This is a genomic window from Gilliamella sp. ESL1225, from assembly GCF_058502635.1.
On record NZ_CP196358.1, the window covers coordinates 802471 to 828719 of the forward strand.

General features: G+C 32.6%; 23 protein-coding genes, 1 tRNA gene and 1 other RNA gene. 22 read left to right on the plus strand and 3 right to left on the minus strand.

Features of this window, described 5'->3' with window-relative positions; translation table 11 throughout:
- The first annotated feature begins 237 nt into the window (after nt 1-237).
- Nucleotides 238-1443 carry an MFS transporter gene (locus ACSYSW_RS03550; protein WP_491704666.1) on the plus strand — a complete coding sequence of 402 codons (1206 nt, stop codon included), beginning with the start codon at nt 238-240 and terminating at the stop codon, nt 1441-1443.
- A gap of 187 nt (nt 1444-1630) precedes the next feature.
- Here ACSYSW_RS03550 and rnpB read toward each other — a convergent pair.
- The 3 genes from rnpB to ACSYSW_RS03565 all read right to left on the minus strand — a co-directional run bounded on the left by rnpB (nt 1631) and on the right by ACSYSW_RS03565 (nt 3100).
- Nucleotides 1631-2027, minus strand: an RNA gene (gene rnpB, locus ACSYSW_RS03555) — RNase P RNA component class A.
- Between the two features lie 142 nt (nt 2028-2169).
- Complete coding sequence (gene bamE / locus ACSYSW_RS03560) at nt 2170-2562, minus strand: outer membrane protein assembly factor BamE domain-containing protein (RefSeq protein ID WP_491704665.1); 393 nt, start codon at nt 2560-2562, stop codon at nt 2170-2172.
- A gap of 247 nt (nt 2563-2809) precedes the next feature.
- Nucleotides 2810-3100, minus strand: a complete 291-nt coding sequence (locus tag ACSYSW_RS03565; RefSeq protein ID WP_491704664.1) for a helix-turn-helix domain-containing protein — start codon at nt 3098-3100, stop codon at nt 2810-2812.
- A gap of 169 nt (nt 3101-3269) precedes the next feature.
- Here ACSYSW_RS03565 and ACSYSW_RS03570 point away from each other — a divergent pair, with 169 nt between their 5' ends.
- From ACSYSW_RS03570 to ACSYSW_RS03670, 21 genes are all read left to right on the plus strand, one after another.
- The gene (locus tag ACSYSW_RS03570; RefSeq protein ID WP_491704663.1) at nt 3270-3617 is read left to right on the plus strand and encodes a DNA-binding protein; all 348 of its coding nucleotides are present in this window, start codon (nt 3270-3272) and stop codon (nt 3615-3617) included.
- Between the two features lie 492 nt (nt 3618-4109).
- A complete protein-coding gene (locus ACSYSW_RS03575) occupies nt 4110-4466 on the plus strand; it encodes a DNA-binding protein (RefSeq protein WP_491704662.1) in 357 nt (118 codons plus the stop codon).
- Nucleotides 4467-4528: 62 nt separating this feature from the next.
- A complete protein-coding gene (gene proQ, locus ACSYSW_RS03580; protein ID WP_491704661.1) occupies nt 4529-5074 on the plus strand; it encodes an RNA chaperone ProQ in 546 nt (181 codons plus the stop codon).
- 12 nt (nt 5075-5086) lie between these two features.
- Nucleotides 5087-7159 carry a carboxy terminal-processing peptidase gene (gene prc, locus ACSYSW_RS03585; protein WP_491704660.1) on the plus strand — a complete coding sequence of 691 codons (2073 nt, stop codon included), beginning with the start codon at nt 5087-5089 and terminating at the stop codon, nt 7157-7159.
- A gap of 250 nt (nt 7160-7409) precedes the next feature.
- Nucleotides 7410-7497 (plus strand) — tRNA-Ser (locus ACSYSW_RS03590).
- A gap of 15 nt (nt 7498-7512) precedes the next feature.
- Entirely contained in the window at nt 7513-8409 is an 897-nt protein-coding gene (gene prmB, locus ACSYSW_RS03595; protein ID WP_491704659.1) for a 50S ribosomal protein L3 N(5)-glutamine methyltransferase, read from the plus strand.
- Nucleotides 8410-8449: 40 nt separating this feature from the next.
- Nucleotides 8450-9520, plus strand: a complete 1071-nt coding sequence (gene aroC / locus ACSYSW_RS03600; RefSeq protein WP_491704658.1) for a chorismate synthase — start codon at nt 8450-8452, stop codon at nt 9518-9520.
- A 35-nt stretch (nt 9521-9555) separates the two neighbouring features.
- Nucleotides 9556-10314 (plus strand): TSUP family transporter, encoded by a 759-nt coding sequence (locus ACSYSW_RS03605; RefSeq protein WP_491704657.1) that lies wholly within the window; start codon nt 9556-9558, stop codon nt 10312-10314.
- 154 nt (nt 10315-10468) lie between these two features.
- Nucleotides 10469-11392: a LysR family transcriptional regulator gene (locus ACSYSW_RS03610; RefSeq protein WP_491704656.1), complete on the plus strand. Its 924-nt coding sequence runs from the start codon at nt 10469-10471 to the stop codon at nt 11390-11392.
- Nucleotides 11393-11623: 231 nt separating this feature from the next.
- A complete protein-coding gene (rpsO, locus tag ACSYSW_RS03615) occupies nt 11624-11893 on the plus strand; it encodes a 30S ribosomal protein S15 (protein WP_491704655.1) in 270 nt (89 codons plus the stop codon).
- Between the two features lie 404 nt (nt 11894-12297).
- Nucleotides 12298-14412 carry a polyribonucleotide nucleotidyltransferase gene (gene pnp / locus ACSYSW_RS03620; protein ID WP_491704654.1) on the plus strand — a complete coding sequence of 705 codons (2115 nt, stop codon included), beginning with the start codon at nt 12298-12300 and terminating at the stop codon, nt 14410-14412.
- 21 nt (nt 14413-14433) lie between these two features.
- Nucleotides 14434-15288 carry a lipoprotein NlpI gene (gene nlpI / locus ACSYSW_RS03625; protein WP_491706296.1) on the plus strand — a complete coding sequence of 285 codons (855 nt, stop codon included), beginning with the start codon at nt 14434-14436 and terminating at the stop codon, nt 15286-15288.
- Between the two features lie 459 nt (nt 15289-15747).
- Nucleotides 15748-17523 (plus strand): DEAD/DEAH family ATP-dependent RNA helicase, encoded by a 1776-nt coding sequence (locus ACSYSW_RS03630; RefSeq protein WP_491704652.1) that lies wholly within the window; start codon nt 15748-15750, stop codon nt 17521-17523.
- A 257-nt stretch (nt 17524-17780) separates the two neighbouring features.
- Nucleotides 17781-18077, plus strand: a complete 297-nt coding sequence (locus tag ACSYSW_RS03635) for a YfcZ/YiiS family protein (RefSeq protein ID WP_491704651.1) — start codon at nt 17781-17783, stop codon at nt 18075-18077.
- Nucleotides 18078-18098: 21 nt separating this feature from the next.
- Nucleotides 18099-18557, plus strand: a complete 459-nt coding sequence (sixA, locus tag ACSYSW_RS03640; protein ID WP_491706297.1) for a phosphohistidine phosphatase SixA — start codon at nt 18099-18101, stop codon at nt 18555-18557.
- Nucleotides 18539-22063, plus strand: coding sequence for an exodeoxyribonuclease V subunit beta (gene recB, locus ACSYSW_RS03645; protein ID WP_491704649.1), 3525 nt, complete (start codon nt 18539-18541; stop codon nt 22061-22063). Before sixA ends, recB begins: the two co-directional genes overlap by 19 nt.
- A gap of 94 nt (nt 22064-22157) precedes the next feature.
- Nucleotides 22158-22667, plus strand: a complete 510-nt coding sequence (moaC, locus tag ACSYSW_RS03650; protein WP_491704648.1) for a cyclic pyranopterin monophosphate synthase MoaC — start codon at nt 22158-22160, stop codon at nt 22665-22667.
- A gap of 5 nt (nt 22668-22672) precedes the next feature.
- Nucleotides 22673-22918, plus strand: a complete 246-nt coding sequence (gene moaD / locus ACSYSW_RS03655) for a molybdopterin synthase sulfur carrier subunit (RefSeq protein ID WP_491704647.1) — start codon at nt 22673-22675, stop codon at nt 22916-22918.
- A gap of 4 nt (nt 22919-22922) precedes the next feature.
- Nucleotides 22923-23366 carry a molybdopterin synthase catalytic subunit MoaE gene (gene moaE / locus ACSYSW_RS03660; protein ID WP_491704646.1) on the plus strand — a complete coding sequence of 148 codons (444 nt, stop codon included), beginning with the start codon at nt 22923-22925 and terminating at the stop codon, nt 23364-23366.
- A gap of 151 nt (nt 23367-23517) precedes the next feature.
- Nucleotides 23518-24237: a Bax inhibitor-1/YccA family protein gene (locus ACSYSW_RS03665; RefSeq protein ID WP_491704645.1), complete on the plus strand. Its 720-nt coding sequence runs from the start codon at nt 23518-23520 to the stop codon at nt 24235-24237.
- A gap of 140 nt (nt 24238-24377) precedes the next feature.
- Nucleotides 24378-26231 carry a DUF3413 domain-containing protein gene (locus tag ACSYSW_RS03670; protein ID WP_491706298.1) on the plus strand — a complete coding sequence of 618 codons (1854 nt, stop codon included), beginning with the start codon at nt 24378-24380 and terminating at the stop codon, nt 26229-26231.
- Nucleotides 26232-26249: the final 18 nt, after the last annotated feature.

The window sequence follows — 26249 nt, forward strand, 5'->3', positions numbered from 1 at the left end:
ACGATTAACAATGGGAAGTGTAGAAATGAAAAATTATCAATCCTAAACAAGATTTAGAGAATGAAATTAATTCAGGCTGAGTCAGTGTATGAATCATGGACAATGATGCTAAATGTTTAAGTTTAATTATTTGGTTATAATTCATAAAAAATTGATTAAACATATATTTTAAGGTTTGTTCAACCTAAATATAACCATTTAATTTAATGTTGTTTATATTATTTAATTGAGGAAAAAATGAGTAAAAATAATAATTATCGTTGGTTTGTGCTTGGAATAGGTGTACTCGCTCAGGCAACATTCGCAATGGGTTTTGCCGGTATTCCAATAACAGGAATTTTAATGCGAAATGCTTATCAATTTTCATTATATGAGCTTGGCGTTGTTTTGGGAGCGATGGGACTGGGTGTTGCAGCTTCAGAGATAATTTGGGGAATTCTTACCGATAAATTGGGTGATAAGACGGTTTTAATTTTGGGATTATGGCTATCGGCTATTGTGTTTGCCATAATCGCTTTTTCACTTACGCCAGAGGTTTCGTCTAATGGTATTAATTATTTACATTTGGCTCTGGCTTTGGCAATAACTGGCGCTTTTGGCGGTAGTATTAACTCGTCATCAGGCCGAACCGTGATGTCATGGTTTGATGATAATGAACGCGGCTTTGCCATGAGTATTCGCCAAACTGCTATTCCTATCGGAGGCGCAATTGGTACTGGTTTACTTCCTTGGCTTGCTTATGCTTATGGGTTTGAAGTAACGTTCATTTTTCTAGCCGTTGTAGGGTTTCTTGTCGGTCTTGTTGTTTTCACTATTAATTCTAAACATGGTGAATTAAAATCTACAGGAAAAGCAGTTCTTAACGTACCCTCACCACTAAAAAGTATAGATGTTTGGAGAATTGTTATTTCTGCAGGGTTTTTAACAGTCCCACAAATGGCAGTCCTTACTTTTGGTGGAATTTATATGCATGATGTTCTCGATATAGATTTAACAATAATTTCTATTATACTTATTGGTATTCAAATAGGTGGTGGGATTATCAGAATCTGGTCTGGGTACTATACTGATAAGAAAAAGAATCGTATGCCGTTGTTAAAGTTTTACGCAATCCTTGGCGGAATTGCTTCTTTAATACTTTGTGTAGTCGTTACTAACACTTATTTAGGCGTTATATTTCTTGTATTAACGGGGCTATTTGGACATGCTTGGCACGGCATTGCTTATACAGAAGCAGCAGTAAAAGCCGGAGTTGAACGAGCAGGTACAGCATTAGGTATGGTTGGTACAACTGTATTTATTGCATCGTTTCTAACACCGATTTTGATTTCCTATCTTGCTCATAATTATGGATGGGTATCTGTATGGGGAGCTGTAGCTATTTTAACATTTGCTGCGCTACTGTGTTTCATTTCGTTCTCAAAAAAGAAGTCGATACAATAAATTATATTACGGAAATTAATGATTTTTAAACGATTATTTACAAATTTATTAATTTCATATGGCTTTATCAAGGCTTTTAATTATCTTATATAGAACGTTTTCAAGTTAAAAAATTTTTAAATCATTAAACAGTGATAATCAAATAAAACTAGAAAACAAAAAGGCGCCATAGGCGCCTTTTTTAAAAGGTTGAAATTAACCGATAAGCCGGGTTCTGTCGTGGACAATCATTCCTCTAGGCTAATACTCACGCATTAGCTCAAGCAGTCTACCCGGATCCAACGCGGGCCACGCCAATGGATCCCTATTTGACCTTGCTCCGAGTGGAGTTTACCCTGCCACAATGGTTGCCCATTGCGCGGTGCGCTCTTACCGCACCCTTTCGCCCTTACCTGTGCTGCTTGCAGCCATCGGCGGTTTACTTTCTGTTGCACTTGTCGTCATTAATAGTGTTAACTAATAATTCCCAGGCGTTACCTGGCACTCTGCCCTATGGAGCCCGGACTTTCCTCCCCCTTATTTCGTTGAATTTAACTATTTAAGTTAATTTAACAAAGTAAAGCAGCGATTGTCTGGTTAATCTCGCCCTGAAGTATAAACCAAAGTTTAATTTTGTCCAATGATTAAGTAATTTTGTTGAGTTTTCTTTAATAATTGAAAGATAAAAAGGGAAATGAGTTGTTAAGAAATATTAAAGTTAAAAAGATTATCACTGTAAATATAAAATTACCATTGTTTTTGTTGATGGTTTTCATTGAAGTTATACCAAATTACCACACTATTAGATAAAATGATTTCAAGTCTATTTTCGATAATATTAAATTCCGTTTCACCAATAAACGGGTGGCTTTTAGATTGTTTATTAACATAAAGATAGATCCATTTTATTTCATTATCACTCATTGCTATTTGGCTTGTTGGTTCACCAAATAATGATAATAATTGTTGTTCAGTAGTTATCCCTTCAACAATTTGACTGACTTTTTGTTTTGATAAAGGCGAGCCTTGTTCGAACATATTTGTTTGTGAACAAGCCGTAATAAAAAAACAATTAAAGAATAAAAAGATATAAAGGACATTACTGCCTAAATACTGCCAATATTTATTAAAAAATCGCATATTTTCCCTTATTAAACATTTGCAAGAAGATAAATAGATCATAACATAAGCCTTTTATGCTTTAAATAAAAGTCTTTGATGGCTGTTTCTTCTTAATATTTTTAAAATATAAGCGAATATGCAATCATATTGTGAAATATAAATAAATTAGTAATAAGAAATATTAACACTTATTTAGATGTATAAGCGTTTTAATGCTTTCTTAATTAGACTTGTAATTTCTATTATTTTATTTTAATAGTGATCTTTAATCAGTATTTAAAGATTCTATATCTAATATCTTTTCATTACGTATAATTCGTTTAATTGGTTTATTCGTTGTTGGGTGAATATAACGACTTGGCCAAATTTGACTCGGTTTTAAATTAAGTGCTGCGGCGATAATGTTTTCTCCCTTAGTCCAAGGTCTAACTAGAGTATTACTTAAGGTAGAGGAACTAAACCCCGATTTTCTTGATAATTCTGCAAGTGTTGTACCTTGTTTTTTTAATGCTGCAATTATATCGGCCTTATGCCAATCGTTTGTTTTTATTTCCATCTTATTATCCTCATCTATTTATAAGTTATTTTAAGTGTGTTATGCTTTTCCCTTACTAAAACTAGTAAGTTGAAAATTTAATGATTTCTATTATTTTCTTAATGTTCTTATTTCATTATATCAAAATTTTAATAATTGTTTATAATTTTCTTGTACAGGTGAATATAAAGTGAAAGAATGGTTTTCTTCAAAAGAATTATCGTGTATTGATGGTATGCCATCAACAATACAAGGTATCAATCGTCGAGCAAGAGCTGAAAATTGGCGATCACGAAAACGCAGTGGTATTCGAGGTAAAGCGCTTGAATATCATATCCAAAGCCTGCCAATTGAAGTTAGACAAATATTAATGGCAAAAGAAGAAGGTCCCGCTTATGTTGTTACGACAATTGAACCGTTTCAACTTTGGATAACAGTATTTGATCAGTTTAATCAAGATGAAAAAACAGAAATTGCATCTTGGATAATGCGCAATGGTATTAATGATTTTATTCATTTCGTTAGACAACATAAATAAGAAATGAAGAAACTTAATTTATTAAAAAATTAAGTTTTTTTATCTTATGTCTCATATTGGTGATCGTTGAGATAAAGCCTTAATCAATATTTAAATTTATATATCAATTATTTTTCTTTGGTTTAAGTTGTTAGCTATAAAGCAAATATAGCAATTTGGAAACATTCAATTAGATTTGAAATTCATCTATCTATGAAATAACTTCGAAATAAAGTATTAATTAAGTTTATAGGGATAGAATAGATAGCTTGCTTGATATGTCTACAAGTATCATTTTCTTTTATGTTTTAATTATATTGCCTTTATTCCAATTATTTGTTTTATTTCTGTTTTTCATTCTTCTCATATTTATAAGTTATTTTAACTATGTTATGCTTTTTTATTATTAAAACAAGTAAGTTGAAAATTTAATAATTACGCTTAATTTCTTAATATTTTTATTTATTATAGTTAATAATTGTTTGTAATTTTTTAAATATGGGTGAATATAAAGTGAGAGAATGGTTTTCATCAAAAGAATTATCGTGTATTGACGGTATGCCATCAACAATACAAGGTATCAATCGTCGAGCAAGAGCTGAAAATTGGCGATCACGAAAACGTAGTGGAATTCGCGGTAAAGCACTTGAATATCATATTCAAAGTCTGCCAGTTGAAGTTAAAAGAATATTAATGGCAAAAGAAGAAGGACCTGCTTATGTCATTACAACAATTGAACCTTTTCAACTTTGGGTAACGGTATTTGACCAGTTTAATCAAGATGAAAAAACCGAAGTGGCATCCTGGCTTATGCGAAATGGCATTAATGATTTTATAAATTTTATTAAACAACATAAAAAAGATGAATAGTTTTATTTTTTAAGCTGCGATATAATTTATCGTTAGTAAAATATATTGTTTTGGAATCATAAATGGAAAGCCAGGTACAACTATCAACCGTAAAAGAAATTATTAAATTTTTAAACCAACAATTTCCTAATTGTTTTACGCTTGAAGGCGAAGCAAAACCTCTTAAGATTGGGATTTTTCAAGATATTCTTAGCCGCTTAGGGGAAGATAATCCTTTAAGTAATACCAAACTTCGTTACGCCTTGCGTGTTTATACAAATAATTGGCGTTATTTGTATAGCATAAAAGAAGGATCTTATCGCGTTAATTTAGATGGTGAGCAAGATGAAATCATCACTAAAGAACATGTGGATTATGCGCAAACTACGTTGAAACAAAGTAAAGCTAAGAATAATCAAAAAATTAAACAGCAAACAAAAAATAAGCGTAAAAACAACCCTGCACCGCAAAAGAAAGTAAAACCTCTCCAAATTGGTGAGAATGTCAAAATAAAATTAAGTAATAAATTATTAAATGTTCAAATCGTAAATATCGAGAAAGAGCATATTAAAGTTAAAGTTGCCTCTGGGATGGAATTAACAGTAAAACCAGAGCATGTCATTGCATAATAGAGAATCTGAATGAATAAATTGGTAAAAGGTTTTATTAAATTAAGTTTTATCTGGGTTATTTGCAGTCAAAATGTGTTAGCTAAAGAGCAAACGATTGCACAATTACCGATCTTAAAACAAGATGAAATTCATGAGGTTGTGACAAAACGTGTAACTAATTATTTTACACAATCTCATTATCGTAATTTTGCTTTAGATGGCGCATTTTCTGCTAAGATTTTTGATCGCTACTTTAAGTTGCTTGATGGTAATAAAGCTTTTTTTATTCAAAGTGATATTGATAAATTTCGAGGTGAGCAAGAATTAATCAGTAATGAATTATTGTCAGGTGATCTTAAAATCGCTTATGAAATTTATAATCTTTCGCTGAAAAAACGTTATGAACGTTATCAATATGCTTTGAACATTTTACAAAAACCCATGGATTTTTCGAGTCATGAGCAGATTAATTTTAAACGTGACGAAATAGCTTGGGCAGCTAATGAAAAAGAATTAGATGATTATTGGGATAAGCGTGTTAAATTCGACGAGTTAAATCTTGCCTTATCTAAAAAAGATGAAAAAGAGATCCGCGAGATCTTAACAAAACGTTATAATCGTGTATTAAAAACCTTAATGCAATCTTATAACGAAGATGCATTTCAAGTATTTATGAATGCTTTTGCCAATGAAATCGATCCTCATACCAGTTACTTAGCACCCCGTAAAAAACGTGATTTTGAATCTGAAATGAGCTTATCTTTTGAAGGTATCGGCGCGACACTTAGTCAACAGGATGATAATACGGTTATTAATTCTTTTGTGACCGGAGGACCTGCCGAAAAAAGTAAATTATTAGCCGTTGGTGATAAAATTATTGGCGTAGGGCAAAAAAATTCACCTATAGAAGATGTTATTGGTTGGCGATTGGATGATATAGTCGATAAAATTCGTGGACCAAAAGGAACCGTTGTTAAATTAGAAATATTACCAGCTGGTATTAATAGCAAATCTAAAATAGTCTCTATTACTCGCGATAAAATTCGTTTTGAAGATCGGGAGGCAAAACTTAATATTATTAATAATGCTCGAGGTAAAATCGGTGTTATTGAAATTCCGAGTTTTTATATGGGATTAACTGAAAAAGTGGATAAATTATTAGATCAAGCAAATGGCGATAATTTACAAGGACTTGTTATTGATTTACGTAATAATGGTGGAGGCTCTTTAGCCGAAGTTATCTCATTAACAGGTTTATTTATTAATGCAGGTCCTGTTGTGCAAGTTCGTGATAATATGCAAAAAATTATCACCTATGAAGATAAAAGTGAAGGTATTAAATATAAAGGTCCTATCGTTGTTATGATTAATCGTTATAGTGCTTCTGCTTCTGAAATTTTCTCGGCAGCATTACAAGATTATGGTCGTGCAGTAATAGTGGGTGAAACTTCATTTGGGAAAGGTACTGTGCAAACATCACGTAATATTGCTTTTCCAATTGATGCTAAATTGCATCCCAAATGGCCTGAACTTGGAGCTGTGCAATATACTGTGCAAAAATTCTACCGTATAAATGGCGGGAGTACTCAATTAAAAGGTGTTGAACCTGATATCGAAATGAGTAAAAAACAGTTTATTGATGAAACTGGCGAGCGTTTTTTAGATAATGCATTACCGTGGGATAAAATACCATCGTCAACTTATACGAAATTTGCTGATATACCTTCTTTATTACCTGTTTTAAAAACAAAACATTTAGAGCGTATTTCTCAAAATCCCGAATTTGTTTATCTAGATGAAGATATCATTGAATATAATAAAAATAAGGATAAACGTTTTATTATTTCACTTAATAAAGATGAACGTATTAAAGAGCAATCAATTTTTGAAGATCGAGAGTTAAAACGCATGAATGAACGTTTAACGAAGGCTGGATTAGGTAAGATTCAAAAATTAGAAGATTTACCTAAAGATTATAAAATCCCAGATGCTTTTTTAGATGAGGCGATTGAGATTATGTTGGATTTATCCACAATTTACCCGGAAATATATGATACAATTAATTCAAATAAAGTTATTCAATTAAATTTTAAATTTAATTAATATTAATAATTAATCATATTTATTTTAAATGTTATAACATTTAAAAGCACAGCTGAGTAATAAATATAAAATTAACTGGAGATATTAAAATGAGTAGAAATGTTAAATATGCTTTATTAACAGTAGGTTGCATAATAGTAATTTTAGCTATTTTTGGAACAATTGTTGCAACCAATTAAAAATACTTGATTAATTATCAAGGGATCATTATAGTATGCGACTGCTTTTCATAAGCAGATAGCAATAGATAGGTGAGGTGTCCGAGTGGTTGAAGGAGCACGCCTGGAAAGTGTGTATACGGCAACGTATCAAGGGTTCGAATCCCTTCCTCACCGCCATTTATTGGAGCCTTTATGGAAAACTTACTTACTATTCAAGATTTTATCCGTTGGTCGACCTCACAAATCTGTCAGTCTGATGTTTATTTAGGGCATGGTACTAATGATCCTATTAATGAATCTCGGCATCTTGTTCTGGCTACCTTAAACTTACCGTTAACTATCCCTCAAGAATTTTATTCAACCAATTTAACGCAACACGAAAAATCTAATCTTATAGAGATTATTAATCAACGTATTTTAGGTCATGTTCCGACGCCTTATTTAACGGGACAGGCATTTTTTTGTAATCATACATTTTATGTTGATGAACGGGTATTAATTCCGCGTTCACCTATTGGTGAATTAATTGAAAATCGATTTTCTGATTTAATTAATTATAACCCTAAAAATATCCTCGATTTATGTACTGGAAGTGGGTGTATTGGCATCGCTACTGCTTATGCATTTCCTGAAGCAGTAGTTGATATAACTGACATTTCAGAAGATGCTTTAGATGTAGCCAACAGAAATATTGTCTTGCATGAAATGGAAGATAGGGTTATTCCTATTTTATCGGATTTATTTAATGAATTACCTTTAAAGCAATATGATTTGATTGTAAGTAATCCACCTTATGTGGATGAAGAAGATATGAGTGATCTTCCCGATGAATATTTATATGAGCCGAAATTAGCGCTTGAAGCTGGAGTCGATGGTCTGGATTTAGCGAAGCGTATATTGAATCAAGCTGTGAATTATTTAACTGACGAAGGTGTATTAATTTGTGAGGTTGGCAATAGCTGGGTTAATCTTAAGCAAATGTTTCCAGATGTTCCATTTAAATGGCTAGATTTTAAGCACGGCGCTCAAGGGGTTTTTGCGATTTCACGTCGGGATCTTTTAAAATATAATCATTTTTTTAATAATTAATATACATTGTTTTATATCTTCGATAAGGATAAAAAGAAATATGGCAGGCAATTCAATCGGTAAATTATTTAAGGTGACCACTTTTGGGGAATCTCATGGGATAGCTTTAGGTTGTATTGTTGATGGCGTGCCACCAGGTTTAACATTAACTGAATTAGATATGCAGCATGATTTAGATCGTAGGCGACCAGGAGCCAATCGTTATACAACGCAGCGCCGTGAAGCAGATCAAGTCAAAATCTTATCGGGTGTTTTTGAAGGAAAAACAACCGGCACAAGTATTGGTTTACTTATCGAAAATACAGATCAACGTTCTCAGGATTATGGGCGTATCAAAGACATCTTTAGACCAAGTCATGCAGATTATACTTATCAAAAGAAATATGGTATTCGTGATTATCGAGGGGGAGGGCGCTCATCAGCCAGAGAAACGGCGATGCGAGTGGCCGCTGGCGCGATAGCTAAAAAATACCTATATGAAAAATTAGGTATAACTATTCGTGCTTATTTAGCGCAAATGGGTGATGTTGTTTGTGAATTAAAAGATTGGCAACAAGTCGAGCAAAATGCGTTTTTTTGTGCTGATGAAAGTAAACTCCAAGCGTTAGATGAATTATTGCGATCTTTAAAAAAGGCTGGGGATTCTATCGGAGCAAAAGTTTGTATTGTAGCGGAAAATGTCCCTGTGGGATTAGGTGAACCGGTATTTGATAAATTAAATGCCGATCTTGCCCATGCCTTAATGAGTATAAATGCTGTAAAAGGTGTAGAAATAGGTGATGGTTTTGCCGTTATTAACAAGCGTGGTAGTGAAAATCGTGATGAAATTAATCAATCTGGATTTTTATCAAATCATGCTGGTGGTATTTTGGGTGGCATTAGCTCAGGGCAAACGATTACAATGAATATCGCTCTTAAACCGACCCCAAGTATTGAAATAGTCGGGAAATCCATAAATATTGCTGGTGACGAAGTCGATGTTGCAACACATGGGCGTCACGATCCTTGTGTTGGTATCCGCGCTGTACCAATTGCCGAAGCGATGGTAGCCATTGTTTTAATGGATCATTTTTTACGTTATCAAGCGCAATGTCGTGATGTTAATTCATAAAAATGACGCAATGAAGACTAATGAACTAGGTGGTTATGCAATTTAGTTACGAAATTCTAATTTTACTTTTTTTTGTTGCTCTCTTAGCAGGATTTATTGATGCTATCGCCGGTGGCGGGGGATTGCTAACATTGCCTGTTTTGCTTGCTGTAGGTATAACACCTGCCAATGCGCTTGCAACGAATAAATTACAAAGCTGTGGGGGCTCTCTTTCGGCTAGTATTTATTTTATTCGCCAAAAAAAAGTCGATCTAAAAAATCAAAAATGGTCAATTTTATTTGCCTTTATTGGTTCTGCTATTGGCTCATTATTGATTATGTATGTTTCATCCGATTTTTTACGTTATTTATTACCTATTTTGACTATCAGTATTAGTGTATTTTTTTTGTTTATGCCAAAATTGGGTGATGAAGATAAAATTGGTCGATTATCAGCTATACAGTTTGCCTTATTACCAGCACTAATGATCGGTTTCTATGATGGTTTTTTTGGTCCCGGTACTGGCTCTTTATATATGATAGCCTATCTTCTTTTAGCCGGTTATAATCTTGTCAAAGCAACGGCCCATACTAAGGTCTTAAATTTTACGTCAAATCTTTCTAGTTTATTATTTTTTATTTTTGGCGGAAAAGTAATTTGGCTTATTGGTTTTGTTATGCTAATTGGGCAATGTATTGGTGCTAGATGTGGTGCTAAAATGGCTATAAATAAAGGACATAAGCTTATCAAACCGATGCTAATAACTGTATCAATTTTAATGAGTATTAAATTAATTTACCAAAATTTTTTTTAATGGTTTAATCCAATAAAACTCTTAGAACAACAAAAATAGTTAAGCACATCTTATAACATTTGCGCCTTAAAAACCCGTAACCTTTTAATCAATATCCTTATTAATCAATATGACGTTGATTAATAATATATTTCATTTGTGGCTGAAAGATATTATGAAATTACAACAATTACGTTATCTAGTCGAAATAGCTCGTGCAGGTTCAATTAATGAAGCGGCTAAAAATCTTTATATTACTCAACCGAGTTTATCGACGGCTGTTAAAGAATTAGAAGCTGAATTCGGTATTACGATTTTTGTTCGAACTTCTAAAGGTGTGTCGTTATCAACTGATGGCATTGAATTTTTAGGTTATGCTAAACAAATTCTTGATCAAGCTGATTTACTTGAACAACATTATTCTAAATCAGAACCGTCCAAACAACTTTGTAGTATTTCAACGCAACATTATGCATTTGCTGTTAATGCCTTCGTTAACTTAATTAAAAAAAATCGCACTGAAGAATATGAATTTACATTAAGAGAAACGAGAACGTTTGATATTATTACCGATGTGGCCAATTTTCGAAGCGAAGTCGGTATTTTATATTTAAATGAATTTAATCAAAAGGTCATTTTACGTTTATTAAAAGAACATAGGTTAACATTTCATCCATTATTTGAAGCGGATCCTCATGTATTTATTAGTAGTCATCATCCTTTAGCTCATTATCAATCTTTGTCTTTGCAAGATCTTGAAGATTATCCTTATTTATCCTTTGAACAAGGAGAATATAATTCATTTTATTTTTCAGAAGAAATTTTAAGTACGGTTTATCATAAAAAAAGTATACATGTAAGTGATAGAGCAACATTGTTTAATTTATTACATGGTCTAAATGGGTTTACGACAAGTACAGGCATTTTGAGTACTGACTTAAATGGATCTGATATTTTATCGATCCCGCTAGAAGTCAATGAAAAAATTTTAATTGGTTGGATCACTTCTCAAAAAGTACAATTAAGTTATTCAGCATTAAATTTTATTCAAGAACTAAAAAAATTGATACAAGAAGAATATGGTTTTATATTGAAATAATTATTAATGATTAAAAAGATTATATTTCATATATTGATTATAAAAAAGAACACTAATAAGATGGTTTATTTTGCCGTTACCCCTTTTCTTTAAAGTAAAAAGAATGGCAAAAAGTTGTTTTATTTATTAATTAAAGTATAATAATCCCCTTCCATTCTAAATGGAGTTTCGGGGAATGACTGAATTAGAGATTGGTCATTTCAGAGTTTATTTTAAATATTGAGGTTTACTATGTCTCTAACTGTAGAAGATAAAGCACGTATTGTTGCTGAATATGGTCAAGGTACTAACGACACAGGTTCAACTGAAGTTCAAGTTGCTCTTTTAACTGCTCGCATTAATGATCTACAAGGTCATTTTTCTGAACACAAAAAAGATCACCATAGTCGTCGTGGTTTATTACGTATGGTTTCAAGCCGTCGTAAATTATTAGATTATTTACGTCGTAAAGATGTTGAACGTTATAACCAATTAATTCAAAAATTAGGTTTACGTCGTTAATCTTATATCCACTTAAAAAGAGGCTAGCGCCTCTTTTTTTATAAGTGAATAGCATTTTTATTAATAACAAGCGTTATTGTGAATAATTACAATTTTGCTATAATGGTTTGTCTTATATAAATATTTATAGTTATAGGCAATTCAAATTGTGATGATAATTATTATGCGAGAGCATGAAATTATCTGATTCAAAAAGTTTAAAGATTATCTCTCATGCTACGCGCGACTAATGAGAACTTTATCAATGATAGATTTGTCATTAGTCGTGACTGTGAAATAATCTTTTTGTTTAATCATTTGCTTTATGAACGATTATATAACTTAACAATTATTATTTTAAAATTAAATAAAAATAATATGTTAATTTGCATATATACGTTTTTAAAAAATAAGAGGATATTATTTTGTTTAATCCGACACTTCAAAAATTTCAATATGGTCGTCATACCGTAACATTAGAAACCGGTATTATGGCACGTCAAGCAACAGCTGCTGTTATGGTTAATATGGATGATACAGCTGTTTTTGTTACTGTGGTTGCTAATAAAAAAGTAAAAGAAGGGCAAGACTTTTTTCCACTCACTGTAAATTATCAAGAAAGAACTTATGCTGCGGGTCGTATACCTGGTGGTTTCTTTAAAAGGGAAGGTCGTCCCAGTGAAGGTGAAACCTTAATTGCCCGTTTAATCGATCGTCCATTGCGTCCTTTATTCCCAGAAGGTTTTGTTAACGAAATACAAATTATTGCAACTGTTGTGTCTGTTAACCCTGAAGTGAGTCCTGATATCGTTGCAATGATTGGGGCATCTGCTGCGTTAAGTCTTTCTGGCGTTCCTTTTAATGGTCCAATTGGTGCGGCAAGAGTGGGTTTAATAGATGATCAGTTTGTATTAAATCCGTCAGTAAAAGATCTTGATAAAAGTCGTTTAGATCTTGTTGTTGCTGGTACAAAAAGCGCCGTATTAATGGTTGAATCTGAAGCAGATTTATTATCTGAAGATAAGATGTTAGCTGCCGTCGTATTTGGTCATGATCAACAACAAGTTGTTATTGATAATATTAACGAATTTGTCAGTAAAGCAGGTCGTACTGCGTGGGATTGGCAAGCACCAGCCAAAAATGAGGTGTTATTTAATGCGGTATCTGCATTAGCTAAAGACCGTTTAGGCGAAGCTTATCGTATTACTGAAAAACAAGCTCGCTATGCGCAAATTGATTTAATTAAAGATGAAGTTATTGCGACATTAAAAGAACAAAATGATGAATTAGATGAAAACGAAGTCATTAATATTATTGTTGATTTAGAAAGCCAAATTGTTCGTAAACGTGTTATTGCAGGTGAACCTCGTATTGATGGACGTGAAAAAGATATGATTCGTGCGTTAGATATTCGCACGGGGGTATTACCTCGTACTCATGGTAGTGCTTTATTTACGCGTGGCGAAACACAAGCTCTCGTTACTGCAACTTTAGGAACAGAACGTGATGCGCAAATTATTGATGAATTAACAGGTGAATATACTGATCGCTTTTTATTACATTATAATTTCCCTCCTTATTCTGTAGGTGAAACAGGTATGGTTGGCTCACCAAAACGCCGTGAAATCGGTCATGGTCGCTTAGCAAAACGAGGTGTTGCTGCTGTTATGCCTGATGCCGAGGCTTTTCCTTACACAGTACGTGTTGTTTCTGAGATAACAGAGTCTAATGGCTCATCATCAATGGCATCTGTTTGTGGTGCTTCGCTTGCACTTATGGATGCCGGTGTACCGATTAAGTCGTCTGTTGCTGGTATTGCAATGGGTCTTGTAAAGGAAGGCGATGATTTCGTTGTTTTATCCGATATTTTAGGTGATGAAGATCATCTTGGTGATATGGATTTTAAAGTAGCGGGAACTCGTGATGGGATCAGTGCTTTACAAATGGATATTAAAATTGAAGGTATCACCAAAGAAATTATGCAAGTTGCTCTAAATCAAGCAAAAGGGGCACGTTTACATATTTTAGGTGTAATGGAACAAGCGATTAATGAGCCACGACAGGAGATTTCTGAATTTGCTCCACGTATTTATACCATGCATATTAATCCTGAAAAGATCCGTGATGTGATTGGTAAAGGTGGTGCAACAATCCGTACTTTAACTGAAGAAACTGGAACAACAATCGAAATTGCGGATGACGGTACAGTTAAAATTGCAGCATCTGATAGTAATAAGGCTAAAGATGCAATGGATCGTATTACAAATCTTGTTGCCGATGTTGAAATTGGTAAAATTTATACAGGTAAAGTAACACGTATTGTTGATTTTGGTGCCTTTGTTTCTGTTGTCGGTGGTAAAGAAGGTTTAGTCCATGTTTCTCAGATAGCTGATCATCGAGTTGAGAAAGTGACTGATTACCTAAAAGTTGGACAAGAAGTTAATGTGAAGGTATTAGAGATAGATCGTCAAGGTCGTATCCGCCTTAGTATGAAAGAAGCAGTCGCTCCAACTGATTGTACTGCTCCTATTTCAGAATAATTTATTCAGTAATTGGAGTTAATGATGAAACTGAACAATCTTAAAATTGCAAGTGCATTATTTGTTACTATGCTATTATTTGGTTGTTCAGGATCTGAGCCTTTATTGGCAGTACCAGAGCAGATATCTTATGATAGCGAGTTAAAAATTGCGCAATTAGGACAAGAGTTAGCCCGAGCTGATATTGATAGCGGCACTCGCATGCAATATTTATTTGAACGAGGAAATATTTACGATTCTCTTGGTTTAAAAGCTTTTGCGCAAAGTGACTTTACGCAATTATTAAATATGAATGAGCAATTGCCGGATGTATACAATTCTTTAGGAAATTATCTTTCAAGAGATGGCAATTTTGATGCAGCATTAATCGCATTAAATACGTCAATCGAATTAGATAATTCTTATTCTTTCGCTTATTTAAATCGCGCTATTGTTCTTTATCGAACGGCTCACTATCAATCGGCAAAACAAGATGCTATTAAATTTCATCAATATAATAATGACCAACCAATCAGTGCATTATGGGTATATTTAATTGAAACAGAAATTGATAAAAAAACTGCACTGAAAAATCTACAAAAAAGTTATGATTTGTTAACGGATAAAACGAATTATAGCAGCAATATTATTGCATTTTATTTAGGTAAGATTAATGAAACCGAATTAATGCAAAATCTTCAAAAAGGCGTTGAAAATAATGAACAATTAGCGAAACGGCTTTGTGAAGCTTATTTCTATTTAGGTAAATATTATCAAAATAGAGGTAATAATGATCGTGCCAAATTGTTATTTAAATATTCAATTGCATCAAATATTTATAACTTTGTTGAACATCAACAGGCACTTTATGAAATGAGATTATTCGATAACGAATAATCTGTCATGCCAGTTTTAAAAGTGAAAATAGTGTTATAGCGTAGTTCTGATTTGCTAATAATGTTGTATTTAATATGATAAGAGTTATCGTTGTTAAGGCAATAGATAACGCTATCGTAGTATGATTAAATCATATTTAGATATTTTAATTATTTGGCAGTTAGTTATTGGGGTGAGTTGTAAATTTTCAATTTAGTAGGCTGGCGTTATATTCTTATATTCATGTTCAAAGAAGATACAGTAAAACAAAAAGGTGAAATAACTATCAAACTTATTGCTTAGTTAGATGTTATTTAATTAATCATTAACACGGAAGTTAACGCCATCAGATGTTAATCTTAACCTGAAAGTTTGTTTAGGGTATCGAAAGCTGCAAAAGTGGCAATGGATGTTACCGATTTAATCATTGTAACATTTTAATTGATAATGAATATTTATTAAATTTATAAGCGAGTTTACATGACAACAGAAGTTTCTTTTCAGGACCTTGGTTTATCCGAGGATATTCTTAATGCCTTACAGGATTTAGGTTTTACAAAACCTTCTCCAATTCAAACTGAATGTATTCCTCTTTTACTTGAAGGGAATGACGTATTGGGTATGGCACAAACAGGTAGTGGTAAAACAGCGGCTTTTTCAATTCCATTTTTAATGAATATCGATGTTAACTTAAAAGCCCCACAGCTTTTAGTGCTGGCACCAACACGTGAATTGGCTATTCAAGTCGCTGATGCATGTACTGAATATGCAAAATATATTAAAGGATTAAAAGTTCTACCATTATATGGAGGTCAACGTTATGACATCCAATTACGTGCTTTAAAACAAGGACCACAAATTGTTGTTGGTACGCCAGGTCGTTTACTTGATCACTTAAATCGTAAAACATTAGATTTATCTCACTTAAAAGGTCTTGTCCTTGATGAAGCAGATGAAATGTTACGCATGGGCTTTATTGATGATGTAGAAGCGATTATGGCAGCTATTCCAGAAGATCATCAAACGGCATTATTTTCTGCAACAATGCCTGCTCCAATTCGACGTATTACAAAACGTTTTATGAATAACCCTAAAGAAGTACAAATTAAGGGAACTAATCAAGCCGCGCCTGATATTGATCAAAGTTATTGGTTAGTACGTGGTGTACGTAAGAACGAGGCATTAGTACGCTTTTTAGAAGCAGAAGATTTTGATGCAGCTATTATTTTTGTACGTACAAAAACAGCAACCTTAGATATTGCAGAAGTACTTGAAAAACATGGCTATAGTTGTGCAGCGTTAAATGGTGATATGACACAGCAGTTACGAGAACAAACTTTAGATAGATTACGTAATGGTCGTCTTGATATTTTAATTGCAACAGATGTTGCAGCAAGAGGATTGGATGTCGAACGTATAAGCCTTGTTGTAAACTATGATATTACGTTAGATTCGGAATCATATGTCCATCGTATCGGGAGAACTGGACGAGCTGGGCGCGCAGGACGTGCGATTTTATTTGTAGATAGTCGTGAACGTAGATTACTAAAAAATATTGAGCATACCATCAAAAAACCTATTCCAGAAGTTGGATTACCTTCTAAAGAATTATTAGAAAGTCGCCGTTTATCAAAATTTACTGCCCAAGTTGAGCAACAATTAGAAAGTTCAGATCTTGATAAATACCGAGATTTATTGACTAAAATACAAGAAAATAGTGGTGTTGATCTTGATACTATTGCAACGGCATTATTAAAGCTAGCTCAAAATGAGCGTCCGTTAATTTTACCTCCTGATCCAGTATTTAAACCTTCTCGTGATGAACGTGATCGTGATAATAATGGCCGTGAACGTCGTTTACGAGGCGATAATCGAGAATCACCAAAACGTCGTGAACGACGTGATGTTGGTGATATGGATAAATATCGTATTGAAATTGGTAAAGAGAATGGTATCGAAGTTCGCCATATTGTGGGTGCAATTGCCAATGAAGGTGATATTAGTAGTCGTTATATAGGTAATATAAAACTTTATGAAACCTATTCAACGGTTGAATTACCTAAAGGTATGCCTACCGATATGTTAAAACACTTTGAAAAAGTTAGAGTTTTAAATTTACCCATGAAAATGACTCTCATGAAAGAACAAGCTGACTCACGCCGTAGTCGCTTCTCTAAATCTGATGATGATTCATTTGCACCAAAAAAACGATCTCACCGTAACGGTAATGGTCGTAATAATCCACCTAAGTTTTAATTAAAGATTAAATCTGATAGCAAATCCCCTCTTTATTTCAATGATAAAGAGGGAATTAATGCATTATTTTAAACATTGATAATCACAAACGCTAATATTTACAATGCTATTAATGTTGTTTTATCTTGACTATTGGCAGATATATTAAAGCATCTAACCTTATATCATTTGATCCACAAGATTAAAAATGATTTTAGTCGATTTTGAGCTGTGATATGATTGCGTTTAACACATTTCAAATTTTAAGAGAGGCTAATATGACTGATTTTGTAAATAAAACTAAAGCTAACGAAACCCCTGCTTGTTGTTGTGTAGATGTCGGAACAATTATTGATAATGATGATTGTGTTGTAGAATACCAAAAAACATTTTCTTCAGAATTAGATGCCAAAGAAACTTTAACCTTATTAACGCAAGCAGCTAATGATTCTGCAAGTGATTCGGTTGACATTGAAAGTGAAATAAAAGCGATTGAAAATGGCTATCAATTAACGGCAAAATTTACCTTTAGTTGTAGCGCAGAATCTTTAATTTTCCAGTTAAAATTGCGCTAATAAGCCATGAAAGTTTGTATTATGAGACATGGTGAAGCTGGTTTTTCAGCTTCATCAGATGAAAAACGTGAATTAACTGCCGGTGGTGTAAAGCAAGCCGATTTAATTGGAACTTGGTTAAAAGAACAAAATTTCTATTTCGATTTAGGGCTAGTTAGTCCTTATCTGCGCGCTCAGCAAACTATGAATGCTGTATCTTCAAAAGTCATGATTGACTCAATTAATACAGAATCGATGTTAATCCCAAGTGGCGATCCAAAACAAATTGCTGATTTATTAAAGTTATTAGCAAATGAACATCCGCATTACACGGTTATAGTTGTTTCTCATTTACCTTTAGTTGGATATTTAGTCAATGAGCTTTACCCCCAAATTGCGGCGCCAATGTTTAGTGTAGGATCTGTTGCTTGTATAAATTTAACAATTAATGATACTGGTAAGGTAAAAGCTGGAACATTGGAATGGTTCAAACAACCCTAATTAAAAAGCTGAATCTATTTGATTTACCATTAACAGGGCGGGTATTAATTGAAGCCTCAGCTGGTACCGGTAAAACCTTTTCGTTAGCATTTATTTATTTACGCTTGTTACTAGGAATTGGTGATAATGCCTTTCAACGACCTTTAAATGTTGACAATATCCTCGTTGTAACTTTTACGAAAGCAGCAACACAGGAACTTAGATTTAGAATTAGACAAAACATTCAAGAATTATTATTAGGATTAACGCATGGCAAACATGAAGATCCGACTTTTCAGCAATTAATTAATTTAATCGCCGATCCAAAACTTGCGATTGAAAAACTCAATCAAGCTAAACAGTCTATGGATGAAGCAGCAATCTATACGATTCATAGCTTTTGTCAGCGTATTTTACAAAATTATGCTTTCGAATCAGGTGAATTTTTTAATCAAACATTGATTCAAAATGAAGAGCAAACCCAGCTTTTAGTGGTCCAAGATTTTTGGCGACAAGTATTAACGCCATTACCGAAAGAGTTGGTTTATCTCGTTTTAACATTATGGCAACAACCAGAAGATTTACTAAATGAATTAAAGCCTTATTTACGTCAAGATCTAAGCACAAAGCCACAAAATATTGAAGATTTGATACACAAAATTAACGATTTTTATCAAACCAATTTTAATGCAATTAATTTTATTAAACAAAATTGGTTAAACAATATTGAGTTAATAAATCAAATTATTATCGAATCGGGTGTGAGTAAACAATCTTATAGCAGCCGTTTTTTACCGCTTTGGATCAATAAAGTAACCAGTTGGGCTAAACAAGAGACGCTTAATTTTCAATTACCTACTGAATTAGAGCGCTTTAGGCAGTCTATTTTAAATGCTAAAACGAAAGAAGGTAAAGTAAGTCCAGAGCATGTTATTTTTGGTGAAATTGATAACCTATATCAGCGTAATCTTAATTTAGCCAGCCATATTTTGCTAGATATAGCACAAATCATTAAAAAGGGTATTGAACAAGAAAAACTAAAACAAAGTGAAATAGGATTTGATGATTTAATTAGCCACTTAAAAATAGCATTAAAAAGCCAACAAGGACGACAATTAGCAGAACATATTGCGCACCAATATCCTGTAGCTATGATCGATGAATTTCAAGATACCGATCCTATACAATATCAAATATTTGATTGTATTTATCCAAATCAACTTAAAGACCCGATTACGTGTTTGATTTTTATTGGTGATCCTAAACAGGCAATTTATAGTTTTCGTGGCGCCGATATTTTTACTTATTTACAAGCAAAACACTCAATTGGTCATAATCATTTCACGATGGGTATAAATTGGCGATCGTCTTTTAAAATGGTTACTGCGGTTAATAATTTGTTTGATAATTGTGAGAATCCATTTATATTTGCTGAAATTCCTTTTCTTAAAGTTGAGGCAGCGCAAAAAAATCACCAAAAAGCCTTTTTAATTAAAGGAAATGAACAACCTGCATTAATCGGGCATTTATTACCAGAAAGTATAGAAACAATAACCGATTACCAAGAGTTAATGGCAACTTATACAGCTAAAGAGATTAAAATATGGTTGTCGGGAGCAGCAAAAGTATTTATAGGTAAAAACGATGATAATATTCCCCAATATAAAACAGTCACATCATCAGATATCGCAATCCTTGTTAGAACTGGTCAAGAAGCAGAAATAATCCAAAACAAATTAGTTGAGCATGGGATTAAAAGCGTTTATTTGTCCGATCATAAAAGTGTTTTTTTATCGGAACAAGCAAAAGAAGTTTTGCATATTTTAAATGCCGTTTTAATGCCAGAAAATGAAAATAATCTTCATTTAGCCTTAATGACAAAATTACTTGGTTTGAATATGTCTTTTCTTGAAAAACTAAATGAAGATCAAGAAAATTGGGAAGCAATTATTGAAGAATTTAAGCAATATCAAGTAATTTGGCAGTATTATGGCGTGCTAGTTATGTTAAGACGCATGATGAAAAACCGTCATTTAGCTGAGAATATTTTAGCTCATAACAATGGCGAACGTATTTTAACTAATTTAATGCATTTAAGTGAGTTACTGCAAGAAGCTGAAGATAATTTAGATAGTCCTCATGCTTTAGTTCGTTGGTTAACAAAACAAATTATCAAGCCTGATGCAAATGCCTCAAATCACGAGCAACGTTTAGAAAGTGATGAAAACTTAGTTAAAATTATGACTATTCATAAATCTAAAGGCTTGGAGTTTCCTTTAGTTTGGTTGCCTTTTATTGCAAAATATCGCGAAAATGATAATCGCTTTTATCATGATAAACAAAATAACTATCTGCAAACGTACGCTTGGCAACTTAACGATGATATTAAAGCGCAACTTGAAGATGAAAGATTGGCCGAAGATTTGCGTTTACTCTATGTTGCAATAACACGTTCTATTTATCATTGTAGTTTGGGTTTAGCGAATTTAAAAAAAAATAATTCTGCAATTAATTATTTGCTAAATAATGATATGAACGTCATGGCTAAGCTTGCAACAGTTCAGCAAATAAATTTACCTCTTTCTAATGAAAGTGATGATTTTAATAATTATAATCAAATCAATAAACTAAATAACGCGTTATCAGCGAATATATTTACTCGGAAACTTTCTAACGAATGGCAAGTAACGAGTTATACCGGATTACAAAAACAAAATCCTAACATGAGTTTATTTAAAGATATTGATAATAAATGGCAAGAGCCACAAGATTTACAAATAGAGCCTGGTAATAATGAACAGATAATTTATGATATTCATCATTTTCCTAAAGGTGCTCATATTGGGACATTGTTCCATCATATGATGGAAAATATCACGTCCAAATCGGTTGAGTCGTTAAGTCAAACATTGTGCCAAAAACTGAATTTAACAGACGAATGGAATTACGTTTTAATGGATTGGATCCCACAATTATTAACCAGTAAATTGGAACCTCAATCTTTTACATTAGCGCAAATTTTGCAAGGAAAATGTATTAATGAACTTGAATTTTATTTTCCGATTAAGCAATCAGTTAGTGCGCTCGCGTTAGATAATATATGCAAAAAATATGATGAGTTATCCCAATTATGTCCACAACTTAATTTTATGACTGTACAAGGGTTATTGAAGGGATTTATTGATCTTGTTTTTGAATGGCAAGGAAAATTCTATATTGTTGATTATAAATCAAATTGGTTAGGAAATTCGGCAAAAAATTATCATACAGATGCCTTAAAGCAGATTATCTGTACGCATCGTTATGATTTGCAATACCAACTCTACTCACTTGCTTTACATCGTTTTTTAAAAACTCGCTTACCTAATTATCAATATGAACAGCATTTTGGTGGTATTTATTATTTATTTTTGCGAGGAATGCCTCAAAACGGGATTTTTTATCATCTTCCCGAAGAAGATTTTATTATAGAATTAGATCAATTATTCGAAGGCAATAATACATCTTCTTTATCAAAAATTAAATAAAGCAAGTTATCAAAAACTAGTATCTATAAATGAAATTTGCTATCTTGTCGAAAATTAATTTTATTCATATACAACTAAAAGGCGTATCAACGTTATGTCAAATACCTTTACGCATATTAATCAAAAGGGTGATGCCCATATGGTTGATGTGTCAAATAAACCTGTTACTACACGTGAAGCAAGTGCTGAATCGTTTATTTCAATGAATCTTGAAACATTAAATCGAATTGTTGAAGGAAAACATCATAAAGGTGATGTTTTTGCGACAGCACGAATTGCGGGTATACAAGCAGCAAAAAAAACTTGGGAATTAATTCCCTTATGCCATCCTTTAATGTTGACTAAGATCGAAATTAATATTGAACCTGATTTTAAGCAGTGTGGAGTTCGTATTAATGCATTTTGCCGTTTAAATGGGCAAACAGGCGTTGAGATGGAAGCGTTAACAGCTTGCTCAGTCGCAGCTTTAACAATATATGATATGTGTAAAGCGGTACAAAAAGATATGATAATTTCAAATGTGCGTTTACTAACTAAAACAGGCGGTAAATCAGGTGATTTTAATGTTGATATTAATATTAAAGAAGAACAGGATCTTAAGTAACAAAGATGAATAATGTTTTATTTTTTGCGCAAATAAGAGAATTAGTCGGTGTTTCTGAATTAACGCTAAATGCTGCAAATCTGACCATTGAACAGCTGTTAAACCAATTAGCGAAGCAAGGCGATAAATGGTCGCTAGTATTGCAAGAAAAAACTGTACTATGTGCTGTTAATCAGCAATTCGTCAATAAAGAATATCTTATTCAAGATGATGATGAAATTGCTTTTTTCCCTCCTGTGACAGGCGGGTAATAAAATGACTAAAATTGAAGTGAGCACCAACCCATTTGATACTGCAAAATTAATGGAATGGTTAACTAATGATGCGCAAGATGGTGCAGTTGTTACCTTTACAGGTAAAGTTAGATCGATAGAAAATAATATTCAATCCTTATATTTAGAAGATTATGCCGCAATGACGCAAAAATCATTAAACGAAATCGTTAATGAAGCTAGGCAAAGATGGGCATTAAATCATATTGCTATTATTCATCGTATTGGGCTTATTCATAGCAATGAAGCTATTGTTTTTGTTGGCGTTAGTAGTGCTCATCGTCAAGCGGCTTTTTTAAGTGCCGAATTTATTATGGATATGTTAAAGAACAAAGCACCGTTTTGGAAAAAAGAAATTACTGCAGAGGGTGAATATTGGGTAGAGGCAAAAAATAGTGATGCGCAGTGTTTATCGAAATGGCAGTAATCAGCAAATAAAATGGGAATACTTAACATACTTTCCTTGCCTTTAACGTTTGGATTTTTAATTTTCTAATTTTTGCTATAAAATTACACATTTAAAAATAAAAAGTATATAATGTTTAAGATATATCAATTTTTCTAACGAGAGGTTATAAATGGATAAATATTCACAAAATGGCTCATTACTTGAACAGACAAATGCTCAAGTACAAGTTTTTATGAGTCACGTTTATGGATGGATGACAGTTGGTCTTTTACTAACAGGATTAGTTGGCTGGTATGCATCTACTAATACAGCGATAATAAATTTATTATATAATGATTATAACGGATTAACTGCGTTTTCTTGGGTACTTATTATTGCTGAATTAGCATTAGTTTTTGTTCTTTCAGGTATGATTAATCGCTTATCGGGAAGTCTTGCAACGACCTTGTTTATGGTTTATTCCGTATTAAGTGGTTTAACATTAACATCAATTTTTATTGTTTATACAGAATCTTCAATCATTAGCGTCTTTTTTATCACTTCTGCTATGTTTGCCGCATTAGCTTTTTATGGTTATACGACTAAACGTGATTTATCTGCAATGGGTCGATTTTTATTTATGGGCTTAATTGGTATTGTCATTGCTTCTATCGTAAATATCTTCTTACAAAGTGAACCAATGATGTGGGCGATTACTTATATTGGAGTGTTTATTTTTGCTGGATTAACTGCTTATGATACGCAAAAACTCAAAGCATTAGGTGAACAATTATCTCATGAAGATAGCAATGTTTTTCGCCGTTTTGTTATCTTAGGGGCATTAACGTTATATCTAGATTTCATTAATTTATTTATTATGTTATTGAGAATTCTCGGTGATCGTCGATAAAAGACGATGACGAAATAAGGACTCGAATACGAGTCCTTTTTCAATTTTTCTTAGAAGTTAAGCATATCTAAGATTGCACTCATAAAACTTAATGGTTTTTTGTTTTTAAGGATATAAAACAAAGAGTATGAAGGAAACTAATGAAAAAACTTTATCAATATGTATTAATTAATATTTTAATCTCAACACTTATCGCGATTCGTTATTTTAATATTGCTGGTGAGACATTTACTGATGAAGGCATAGGATTTGCTATTATTGCTGTACTTGGGCATTTCTTTTTACTTTATTTTATCCTTTTTATTGTTTGCGCATTATTTCTATGGATTAATAAATCATTTTATAACATTATTTTAGTTTTATTATTTAGTGCCATTCAAATTCTTATCCTTGTTGATACTATTACATTTTCTCAATATCGATTCCATATCAATCCCTCTATTATATCATTTGTTTTTTCTGGGCAAATTGTTGATTTTTCAGCACAAACTTATCAATTAATGGCGGCAATTATTTTAGCTATCGTCATTTTTGAAACGTGTATATTGTTTTTCTTAAGTCTTATTGCTCGTAAACGGAAGAAAACAAATAATATTTTTGACGGCGGGCCAGCTAAAAAAAATCGATTAGTTCGTTTTACAACATTAATATTATTTTTATGTTTACTCGTTAGCCAAATCATCCATATGGTAGCATTTTATTACGCTTATGCGCCGATTATGACTATTAAAGAATATATTCCTTTATATTATCCATTAACCTCGAAGAAAATAATGGGCTTTTTTGATAAAGATGGCGAACGGAAAATAGTTGCTTATACAAGTGATATTAAGTCAAACATTAATTACCCGAAGCAACCATTAATTGTTAATCCTGAACAACAACAGCAACCTAATATCTTATTTTTGGTATTAGATTCATTGCGTTACGATAGTTTTAATGCTGATAACATGCCAAATACTTATCAATTTGTGCAGCAAAATAATGGTGTAATTTTTACCAATCATTATTCGACAGGTAATGCAACGCGTACCGGTATATTCGGTTTATTTTATGGAATACCGGGCACTTATTGGGATGCTTTTTTAAGGCAAAGCATACCGTCAGTATTTGTGACAACATTACAAAAACAAAACTATAATATTGGTCTTTTTACCTCGGCAAAAATTTCCTCCCCTGAATTTGATCGTAATGCTTTTGTGACGATTAAAAATATTCGTATTACTACTGAGGGTAAAACTGTTTCAGATCGAGATAAACAATTAACAAAAGATTGGATTAATTGGTATCAAGCACGAGATAAAAGTAAACCGACTTTTTCATTTCTATTCTATGATGCACCTCATGGTTATGATTTCCCTAAAGATTTTCCGGTGAAATATAAACCAATAGCGAAAGATATGCAGTATCTAACATTAAATAATGATACCGATCCTTTGCCAATTTTAAATCGTTATAAGCAAAGTGTTTATTATGATGATTATTTAATGCAACAAATTTATGATCATCTTACTGTAACGGGTGATTTAAGTAATACACTGATAATTATTACGGGCGATCATGGGCAAGAAATCAACGATAATAAATTGAACTATTGGGGTCATAATAGTGCTTATACCGATGCTCAAACTAAAGTCCCTTTTATTATTATTGGGTCGAAAGATAAAGAACTTTTAGCACGTAATAGTGCAAACCTAACTAGTCATGAAGATGTTGTTCCGACCTTAATGAAACATTATCTGAATGTAAAAAATAATACTCGTGATTATTCTACCGGCATTGATCTTTATAGTTCAATGGAAGATAGAAATTGGTTATTATTTTCAAACTATAGTTCTTATGCTGTAAAAACAAAAGACAATATTTATATTGTTGATCGTTATGGTTTGGGTAAATTGAAGAATAATGCTTATCGAGATATAAAAGGGACACCCGATTATAAATATTTAAGTCATGTGCTTGATGATATGCGCTATTTTTATAGTCAAAAATAATGGTAAGTTAAAAATTTA